The 9,063-nt window shown below is 72.2% G+C and carries 11 protein-coding genes and 1 pseudogene; 9 read left to right on the top strand and 3 right to left on the bottom strand.

What is annotated here, in order from left to right:
* Positions 1–193: 193 nt before the first annotated feature.
* The 5 genes from KIK08_RS34650 (at position 194) to KIK08_RS34630 (ending at position 4,950) form a co-directional block, all read left to right on the top strand.
* Positions 194–1,138, top strand: coding sequence for a zinc-binding dehydrogenase (locus KIK08_RS34650; RefSeq protein WP_214407547.1), 945 nt, complete (start codon positions 194–196; stop codon positions 1,136–1,138).
* An 87-nt stretch (positions 1,139–1,225) separates the two neighbouring features.
* A complete protein-coding gene (locus KIK08_RS34645) occupies positions 1,226–2,392 on the top strand; it encodes an acyl-CoA dehydrogenase family protein (RefSeq protein WP_214407546.1) in 1,167 nt (388 codons plus the stop codon).
* Positions 2,389–2,850: a hypothetical protein gene (locus KIK08_RS34640; RefSeq protein WP_214407545.1), complete on the top strand. Its 462-nt coding sequence runs from the start codon at positions 2,389–2,391 to the stop codon at positions 2,848–2,850. The genes KIK08_RS34645 and KIK08_RS34640 overlap by 4 nt, the downstream gene beginning before the upstream one ends.
* Positions 2,847–3,251: a MaoC family dehydratase gene (locus tag KIK08_RS34635; protein WP_214407544.1), complete on the top strand. Its 405-nt coding sequence runs from the start codon at positions 2,847–2,849 to the stop codon at positions 3,249–3,251. Before KIK08_RS34640 ends, KIK08_RS34635 begins: the two co-directional genes overlap by 4 nt.
* 40 nt (positions 3,252–3,291) lie before the next feature.
* The gene (locus tag KIK08_RS34630; RefSeq protein WP_214407543.1) at positions 3,292–4,950 is read left to right on the top strand and encodes a class I adenylate-forming enzyme family protein; all 1,659 of its coding nucleotides are present in this window, start codon (positions 3,292–3,294) and stop codon (positions 4,948–4,950) included.
* Between the two features lie 134 nt (positions 4,951–5,084).
* On the opposite strand, the pseudogene KIK08_RS42325 reads toward KIK08_RS34630, so the two are convergent.
* A pseudogene (locus tag KIK08_RS42325) lies at positions 5,085–5,210 on the bottom strand (hypothetical protein); the annotation flags it as partial.
* 281 nt (positions 5,211–5,491) lie between these two features.
* Between KIK08_RS42325 and KIK08_RS34620 the strand changes: the two are divergent.
* On the top strand, positions 5,492–5,776 hold the full coding sequence (locus KIK08_RS34620; RefSeq protein WP_214407542.1) for an ATP-binding cassette domain-containing protein: 285 nt from the start codon (positions 5,492–5,494) through the stop codon (positions 5,774–5,776).
* A gap of 50 nt (positions 5,777–5,826) precedes the next feature.
* On the opposite strand, the gene KIK08_RS34615 is transcribed toward KIK08_RS34620, so the two are convergent.
* Positions 5,827–6,633 (bottom strand): nuclear transport factor 2 family protein, encoded by an 807-nt coding sequence (locus tag KIK08_RS34615; RefSeq protein WP_214407541.1) that lies wholly within the window; start codon positions 6,631–6,633, stop codon positions 5,827–5,829.
* Between the two features lie 84 nt (positions 6,634–6,717).
* Here KIK08_RS34615 and KIK08_RS34610 point away from each other — a divergent pair, with 84 nt between their 5' ends.
* The 3 genes from KIK08_RS34610 (at position 6,718) to KIK08_RS34600 (ending at position 8,315) form a co-directional block, all read left to right on the top strand.
* Positions 6,718–7,350 (top strand): TetR/AcrR family transcriptional regulator, encoded by a 633-nt coding sequence (locus KIK08_RS34610; RefSeq protein WP_214407540.1) that lies wholly within the window; start codon positions 6,718–6,720, stop codon positions 7,348–7,350.
* A 324-nt stretch (positions 7,351–7,674) separates the two neighbouring features.
* Positions 7,675–8,148, top strand: coding sequence for an MFS transporter (locus KIK08_RS34605; protein ID WP_214407539.1), 474 nt, complete (start codon positions 7,675–7,677; stop codon positions 8,146–8,148).
* Positions 8,145–8,315 carry a hypothetical protein gene (locus tag KIK08_RS34600; RefSeq protein ID WP_214407538.1) on the top strand — a complete coding sequence of 57 codons (171 nt, stop codon included), beginning with the start codon at positions 8,145–8,147 and terminating at the stop codon, positions 8,313–8,315. The genes KIK08_RS34605 and KIK08_RS34600 overlap by 4 nt, the downstream gene beginning before the upstream one ends.
* A 216-nt stretch (positions 8,316–8,531) precedes the next feature.
* Here the strand turns inward: KIK08_RS34600 and KIK08_RS34595 are convergent.
* A partial coding sequence (locus KIK08_RS34595; RefSeq protein ID WP_214407537.1) for a helix-turn-helix transcriptional regulator occupies positions 8,532–9,063 on the bottom strand: 532 nt, incomplete at its 5' end.

Here is a 9,063-nt window from a genome sequence, read left to right as displayed (position 1 = left end):
GATCACGTACAACACTGGACATGACGGCCGGCTCCTTCCGTATGTGGCAACTTCCGCCTCAGGGTGGACGACCCACGCAAGATGCGGAACGCGCCGGCCGTTCCATGCTGACTGACCGGCCGCCGCCCCTCCCGGCCGCCCGCTCCCGAACGGAAGGACAACCACGCCCGTGCGCGCCGCAGTAGCCACCAGGATGTCCCGGGATGCCCCGGCGACGGCCGTCGAGGTGGTCGACCGTGACGAGCCGGTGCCCGCGGCCGGGCAGGTCCTGGTCACGGTCCGGGCCGCCGCGCTCAACCACCACGACCTGTGGAGCCTGCGCGGCGTCGGGGTCGGCGAAGGGCGGCTGCCGATGGTCCTCGGATCCGACGTCGCCGGGATCACCGACGACGGCAGGGAAGTCCTCGTGCACGCTCTGGTGGCCGACCCTGCCCGTGGTGGTGGCGACGAACTGCTCGACCCCGGCCGGGGCATGCTCGCCGACGCGCTGCAGGGCGGACTCGCCGACAAGGTCGCGGTGCCCGTGCGCAACCTCGTCGACAAGCCCGCGACGCTCAGCTTCGAGGAGGCCGCCTGTCTGCCGACGGCCTGGCTCACCGCCTACCGGATGCTGTTCGTCCGCGGCGCGGCCCGTCCGGGCCAGACGGTGCTCGTCCAGGGGGCGAGCGGTGGGGTCGCCACCGCGGCCACCATGCTGGCCCGCGCGGCCGGGCTGCGCGTGTGGGTGAGCGGGCGCAGCCCGGAGAAGCTGGAGAAGGCTCGGGCGCTCGGAGCGGACGCCGGCTTCGCCTCCGGCGAACGCATCCCCGAGCGGGTCGACCTGGTGATCGACACAGTGGGCGAGCCGACCTGGCAGCACTCGCTGAAGTCCGTGCGCCCGGGCGGCACCGTGGTGGTCGCCGGGGCCACCGCGGGCGCCTCGGTGAAGACCGATCTCTTCGCCCTGTTCCTGCAGCACATCTCGGTCCTCGGATCGGCGATGGGGCGCCGGGAGGAACTGTGTGACCTGGTGGCGCTGTGTGGCGCCCGGGGCATCCGCCCGCACATCGACTCGGTGTTCGGGCTCGAACAGGCGCCCGAGGCCGTCGCCAGGCTGGCCGCCGGGGAGGCCTTCGGCAAGGTGGTCGTGGTTCCTTGACGACCTCCACGCCCTACCAAACCATTGGTTGGGCGCGTAGGCTCGGCCCGGCAGGGCGCGCGATCAGCGGATGCGAGGACGAACGCAGTGGACTTCGAGCTCAACGAACAGCAGCAGCTCTTCGGCAAGACCGTCAAGGAGTGGGTCGACCGCGAGGCGCCCAAGGAGTGGGCGCGGGAGCTGGAGAAGGACGAGCACACCTTCCCGCACGCGCTGTGGGACAAGTTCTCCGAGGCCGGGTTCCACGGCATCGGCCTGCCCGAGGAGTACGGCGGCCAAGGCGGGGACATCCTGACCCAGATGGTCCTGGCCCGCGGGCTGGCCCGGTCGCTGGCCGGCCTCACCTGGGTCTGGGGGATCACCTCCTTCGCCGGCGGCAAGTCGGTCGGCCTGTACGGCACCGAGGAGCAGAAGCGCAGGCACCTGACCGCCATCGCCGAGGGCCGGGAGAAGTGGGCGATCGGCTTCACCGAGCCCGGCGGCGGCACCGACCTGCTCGGTGGCATGCGGACCCGGGCGCGCAAGGTCGACGGCGGATGGGTGGTCAACGGTCAGAAGACGTGGAGCTCGATGTCCCACGTCGCGGACTACATCCTGCTGCTGGCCCGCACCGACGAGTACACCGAGAAGCGCCACCAGGGCGTCTCGCTGTTCATCCTGCCCGCCCGCAGCGAGGGCGTGACGATCCGGGAGATCCCGAAGGTCGGCATGCGGTCACTGGGATCGTGCGACGTGTACCTCGACGACGTCTTCATTCCCGAGGAGAACCTGCTCGGCGAGGAGAACAAGGCCTGGTACATGCTCCTGCCGACGCTGAACAACGAGCGGATCATGCTCTCGTCGTTCTGTGTCGGCATCATGGACGGGGTGCTGGAGGACGCGCTGCGCTACGCCATGGAGCGCGAGGCCTTCGGCGGGCCGATCGGCCGGTTCCAGGCCGTGCAGCACCACATCGCCAACATCGCGATGTGGCGCGACCAGGCCGAGCTGATGGTCAACCGCGCCGCGTGGTTGCAGTCGCTGGGTCGACCGTGCGGACAGGAGGCCAACATGGCCAAGGTGGTCGCCTCCGAGCTGGGCGGCCAGGCGGCCGACCTCGGCCTGCAGATCCTCGGCGGGATGGGCTACTCGGCCGAGACCGACATGCAGCGCTACTGGCGTGACGTGCGGCTGTTCCGGATCGGTCCGGTCACCAACGAGATGGCCCGCAACGGCATCGCCGAGGGCCTCGGCCTGCCGCGCTCCTTCTCGTGAGCGCCGCGACGGCCGCGCGCGGACCGGCCCACCCGCTCGCGCACCTCGTCGGCACGCCCATCCCCGGCGGCAGCTGGCGGCTGGCCGACCACGAGAACTGGCTCGGCCACGACGCGCTGTACTCCACGCCGGAGCAGGCCCCGCACCCGGTGATGGCGTTCGTCGCCGCGCAGCGCGGCCTCGGGGTCACCGTCGCCGAGCTGTTCGCGCTGTGGGGCACCGACATGGCCGACGGGCCGATGCTGACCGAATCCAGCCTGGAGTTCCCCGGTGAGTTCCGGGCCGGGGTGGACTACGAGGTGAGCGGCACGGTCGAGTCGGTGCAGCGCAAGTCCGGCCGCACGATGGGGGAGTTCGACCTTCTGACGGCCAGGTTCGAGCTCGCCGAGCGCGTCGGCGCGCCGGTGGCCGTGGTGCGCAACGTGTACGCGCTGCCCCGACGGGCGGAGCAGCGATGACCGAGGTGGGGCAGGAGCTGCCCGACTGGACGCTCGACGAGGTCGACGCCGAGCGGATGAAGGTCCTCGCCCTGCTCCTCGCGGACCCGAACCCCCTGCACTTCGACCCGGCGGTCGCGCCGCGGCTGGGGATCGCCGAGCGGCCGGTGGCCCAGGGCCCGGCGACGATGGCGATGCTGGCCAACCTCGTGCGAGCCGCGTTCCCACAGGGCAGGTTGACCCGGTTGCACGTCCGGTTGCGCGGCAGCGTCGTGGCCGGGCAGAGCGTGCGGGCGGGCGGGCGCGTCGTGGAACGCGGCCCACACGGTCCGGGCGCCGAGAAGGTGCGGTGCGAGCTGTCCCTGGAGGCCGGGGGGCGCACCGTGCTGCAGGGCGAGGCAGAGGTCGTCCTACCGGTCTGACGGGCACCCCACCGACTTCGACACCACCAGGAGGCGTGTCATGGAGGACACCGTTCTCACCATCCCGGGGCTGGTCCAGCGCGCCGCGCGGGAGCACCCCGACCACGACAGCTTCGTGTTCCCGCACGCTCGCCAGACCTACGGCGAGCTGGAGGAGTCCGCCGTCGCGGTGGCCGCGGCGCTGACCGCGCTGGGCGTCAGGCCCGGGGACGCCGTCGGCACCCTGATGCCCAACGGGCTGGACTTCGTGCACGTCATGATCGGCACCGCCATGGTCGGCGCGCTGTTCGTGCCGATCAACGCCCGGCTGGCCCCGCGCGAGATCGCGCACATCGTGCCGGACTCGGGCATGAAAGTCCTGTTCACCACGGACGCGGTCGACGAGCACGTCGACTACGTGGCCCGGCTCGGACAGGCCTTCCCCGAGCTGGCCGCCGGGGTGGCGGGGGAGACCCCGCCGGTGTCCGGGGCGCCCGCGCTGCGCACCGCCGTGGTGCTCGGCACCCGAACCGCGCCCGGGTTCCGCGCCGGCGAGCAGTTCCTGGCCCTGGGCCGCGACGTCGACACCGCCGCGGTGCGCGCCGCCGCGGCCGCCGTCACCCCCGACAGCCGCTACATCATGATGTACACCTCGGGCACCACGGCCGAGCCCAAGGGCTGTCCGCTGACCCACCGCTCCGTGGTCGGGCTCGGGAAGGCCGTCGGCGAGCAGGCCTTCGGGGTCACCGGGGCCGACCGGATGTGGAACCCGCTGCCGATGTTCCACGTCAGTGCCCAGGCCCCGATGGTCGCGGTGCTCAACGCCGGCGCGACCTACGTGTCGATGACCCACTTCGAGACCGACGCGGCGCTGGAGCTGATCGAGCGCGAGCAGGCGACCCTGCTCTACCCCGCCTACCCCACGCTGACCGGCCCGTTGCTGGCGCATCCGAGCTACGGCCCGGACACCTTCCGCCGGGTCCGCGCGCTGCTGACCGTCGGTCCGCCCGATCTGCTGCGCGGCTTCCAGGACAAGCTGCCGCACACCAGCCACGTCAGCTGCTACGGCTCGACCGAGACCGGTGGCGTGGCGGTCATGGGTCGGCTCGACGACCCGCTGGAGGAGCGGTTGACCTCGGGCAAGCCGTTCGCCGGTGTCGAGGTCCAGGTGCGCGACCCGCTCTCCGGGGAGCAGGTCGCACCCGGCGAGGTCGGGGTCCTGCACATGCGCGGGTTCAACCTGTTCCTCGGCTACCACAACGACCCCGTGAAGACCGCGGCCAGCTTCGACGCCGAGGGCTGGTTCTTCACCGGTGACCTGGCCTCGGTCGACGCGAACGGCAACCTCACCTTCCGTGGCCGGACCAAGGACATGCTCAAGGTCGGCGGAGAGAACGTGGGCTGCCTGGAGGTCGAGGCGTACCTGACCACCCACCCGGACATCCAGCTCGCCTCGGTGGTGGGCGTCCCGGACCCCCGGTACGACGAGGTGCCCGCCGCGTTCGTCGAGTTGCGGTCCGGCGCGCGGTTGAGCGAGGACGAGGTGATCGCGTTCTGCCGGTCCGGCCTGGCCAAGTACAAGGTGCCGCGGTACGTGCGGTTCACCACCGAGTGGCCGATGTCCGCGACGAAGATCCAGAAGTTCCGGCTGCGGGACCGACTGCTCGCGGAGCTGGCCCCGTCCGGGGCCGGGGAGGCGACGACCGCCGCCGCAGTGTGACCCGGGCGGCGGTGCCGGTCACACCGTCGTCGCCCCCAGGTCCACGGGCAGGGCGATGCCGGTGACCGTGCGCGCCTCGCCGAGGCGAGCCAGGCCACGGCGTCGGCGATGTCGCGCGGGAGCGCCCGCGCCGGCTCGCCCAGCAGCTGCCCGAACGGGGCGAGGTAGTGCCGCTCCGCGCGCAGCAGCCCGGTCAGGACCTCGTTCTCGGCCATGGCGGTGTCCTCGGCCATGGCGGTCTGCACCGCGCAGGGGTGCACGGAGTTGACCCGGATCCGGTGGGGGGCGAGCTCGATGGCGGCCGTCCGGTCAGGCCGACGACGCCGGCCTGGCAGGTCGTGCGGGCCGGGATGGTCCTGGTGCCCGAGGGTCGCCGGATCGTCGCGCCGCTGACCGCCGAGGAGAACCTGCTGCTCGGGGGCTACGCCAACCGCTCGGCCGCGCACCGCACCCGCACCCTGGGCGAGGTCTACGAGATGTTCCCGGTCCTCGCCCGGCGCGGGGCGCAGCGGGCGGGCTGCTCAGCGGCGGTGAACAGCAGATGCTGGCCTTCGGTCGGGCGCGGATGGCCGATCCCCGGGTCGTGCTGCTCGACGAGCCCTCCATGGGATTGGCGCCGATCATGGTGGACACGGTGATGGAAGCGGTCCGCCGGATCGCCGACCGCGGGATCGCGGTGGCGGTGGTCGAGCAGAACGCGACCGCGCTGGAGATCGCCGACGAGGCGTCGGTCCTGGACCGGGGCCGGGTCGTGCTGTCCGGGCCGGCGGCCGAACTCGCCGACGACCCCCGGCTCGAACGGGCCTTCCTCGGCGTGTCGGCGTGAGCGTGCGCGTCGGGCCGGCGTCCCCGTCGGCGGACCGGACCGGGCCGGGCTCAGCGGCGTGCGGCGAGGCGCCGCTCCGCGGCGAGGCGGTCGGTGACCGCGCGGACCTCGACCACCTCGCCGTCGCGCACCGTCAGCAGCCCGGAGGCGTAGAGGCTCGCGGACCGGCCGCGGAGGTGGTCGCAGTCGTCGAGGCCGCCGGCGTAGGTGCCGCGGTGCACGACGTGGAACGCCACCCGGTCGCCCGCACCGAACAGGTCCAGCACCTCGGTCCGCGGCGCGCTCAGCAGCATCCGGCGGGGCGCGGTGTCGTCCTCGTCGTCGAGGCTGCCCAGGGGACAGCCGAGCAGGCCGGCGCCGGTGAGCCAGCGGCGCGCGACGGCCTCGACCTCGTCGTCCGGGCCCGCGGCCGGCGAGGTCCACGGATCGAGCCCGGCCGGTCGGACCGGGTGCGGCCGTCCGGTGCGCTGCTGCGTGCGCCGACCGTGGTAGTCCTGCTCCACCCGGCACTCGACGAGCCGTTCGCCGTCCCACCGGTAGAGGCTCACGCCCTGCCAGGACGCCGCACCCCCGTGCAGCACGGACCGACCGTGCTCGGTGAAGTGGAACGCGGCGCGGTCCTCGGCCAGGACGAGTTCGTGCACGGTGAACCCGAGCCCCGGGTACTGGCGGTACTGCTTGCGCGTCGCCGGGATGTACCGGTCCTCGAGCCCGCGGAGCTCGACGTCGCCCATCCGCAGGACGTAGCCGTCGACCATGATCTCGCGGCAGACCGCGAAGTCGTGCACCGCCGTGTAGGCGAACGCGTATCGGCGCAGCAGCGCCGCGAGTGGGTGCAGCCCGTCGACCGAGTCCATGTGATGACCTCCCAGCTCCACCCTAGGTGCCCAACCAACCGTTGGGTAGTGCGGCGGAGAGGTGACCGACTGTAGGTTGGGCAGATGGTGAACAGGAGGCGGGCACCGCGCGTCGATACCTCACCGCCGTTCCGGGCCGACGACGGCCGCTGGCAGGAGCTGCTCGACATCGCCGCGGTGATCTTCGCCCGCAAAGGCTACAAGTCCACCACCCTGCAGGACATCGCCGACGAGTTCGGCGTGCTGAAAGGCAGCCTCTACCACTACATCCGCAGCAAGGACGACCTGCTCTTCGAGGTGATCCGCTCGGTGTACAGCGAGGGCCTGGAGAACGTGCGCAGCCACGCCGAAGCCGAGTCCGACCCCGTCGAGCGGCTCCGCTCGGTCGTCCGCGGCCACATCCGGTACCTCATCGACAACCTCGTCCAGACCACCGTGCTGCTGCACGAGTTCGACCAGCTCTCCGACGAACGGCGGGCGGAGATGCCGATCCGCGACTACCAGACGATCGTCGCCGACCTGATCTCCGCCGCGAAGGACGACGCCCGGCTCAAGCCCGACCTCGATCCGCAGCTGGCCGCGCTGGCGGTGCTCGGCGCCGCCAACTGGATCTATCGCTGGTACCGCCCGGGTGCCCGCAGCCCGGAGGAGATCGCCGACCAGTACGCCGATCTGCTGGTCGACGGAATGCTCATCTGTGAGGGACGCCCCGGTTGAGCGCTCGTGCTGCCGATCCTGCGCGCCCGGGGCAGCGGCCGCATCGTGCAGATGTCGATCATCGGCGGGATCGGCATCGCGCTCCACTGCGTGCCGGTCACGTCTCACGCACGGGCTCGCCGGCGGTCTCCCCGACGACGGCCCCGACGAGCGTGATGACCAGCGGGCCGACGCAGTGGAAGACGACGACGGTGGGTTGCCGGTGAGCCGACCAGCCACAGCACGACGAACGGTGCGGTGCCGCCGAAGAGCGCGTTGACCAGGGTGTAGGCGACCGACAGGCCTCTCATGAGGACCGCGGTCGGGAAGAACTCGGACAGCGGTGTGGGCACCAGCCTGACCCACAACCTCCAACGGCTGGTCCTGCAGGGCGCGTTCTTCGTGATCTCGGTGTTCCTCCAGCATGCCCGCGGCTTCTCCGCAATCGAGACCGGGCTGGTGCTACTGCCCGCCACGATCGGCCTGCTGCTGTCGTCCGCGGCCGCGCCACGCATGGCCCGCAGGCGCAGCCAACGCCGGCTGATCCGGTTCGGCTTCTTCGTCACCGGCCTTGGTCTCGGTCTGCTGCTCGCGGTCGGCGGCCCGGATCCCAGCGTCTGGGGCTACGTTCCTGGCCTGTTCCTGATGGGCGTGGCGGTCGCCGGCTCCCCGGTCGCCGGCGCCATACCCGGCGGCGGCCGGTACTTCTTCGCGCTCGTGAGCTCGGCGTCGCCCGGCGGCCTTCCCGCCGGCCAGGCCAACCCGCGCCGACCTTCCGCACGCAGGTTGGAAGGGCTTGCTGGTTCACTCTCGGCATGACCGCACCACCCCCTGAACCGGACCCGATCATCGATCCGAATGAGCCGGTGCCAGACGATCCCGCGGAGCTGCTCCCCGACGCGTCAGAGCCGCTGCCGCCCGCGCCGATCGAAGCCACACCTGACGATCCCGGCGGCGACACCGGCGGCGTGCCCGAGCCTGCATGACCCTGGGCGGCGGCCTGCGCTCGTCCGACAAGGGCTACGTGGTCGGCTCGTAGATCATTCCGTGACCGGCGGAGGCGTTGAGCAGGTCGGCCGTAGCAACAAGGGGGTGTAGATGGCGCTGGGTGGTGGTGATCAAGCCGTGCCCGGCGATGCGGTTGGACGGCCCGGCCGGCGTCCGAACCTGCCGCGCCGTGACGTGAGTTGACCGCGGACCGGTCAGGGGGGCGGCAGGTCCCGGAGCTGCCGGCGGGAGGTGATGCCCAGCTTGCGGAAGATGCTGCGCAGGTGCGCCTCGATCGTGCGCGGGCTCAGGAACAGCTGCGCCCCGACCTCCCGCGAGGTCGCCCCCGTCGCCACCAGGCGCGCGATCTGCAGCTCCTGGGCGGTCAGCGCATCCGACGGCTGGGTCGACCGGCTGCGCGGGTGCTCGCCGGTGGCCCGCAGCTCGCGGGCGGCGCGCGCGGCGAATGCCTCCACGCCCATGTCCGACAGCATCTCGTGTGCGCTTCGGAGCTGTTCGCGGGCGGCCTGGCGCCGGCCCTGGCGGCGCAACCACTCGCCGTAGACGAGGTGCGTGCGGGCGAGGTAGACGGTCATCCGGCAGGCTCGCAGCAGCTCGATCGCCTCGTGGTAGTGCTCCTCCGCGGTGGGTCCGGTGCTGACCAGCGCCCGCGAGCGCGCCGCCAGCCCGAGCGCCCATCGGGAGCCGCTGGCACGGGCCCGCATGTCGAGCTGCTCCAGCGCGGTG

Source organism: Pseudonocardia lacus, from assembly GCF_018531445.1.
GTDB classification, from domain to species: Bacteria; Actinomycetota; Actinomycetes; order Mycobacteriales; family Pseudonocardiaceae; genus Pseudonocardia; species Pseudonocardia lacus.
Note: the sequence above shows the minus strand (reverse complement) of the source record. Positions and strands in the feature narration are given on the sequence as shown.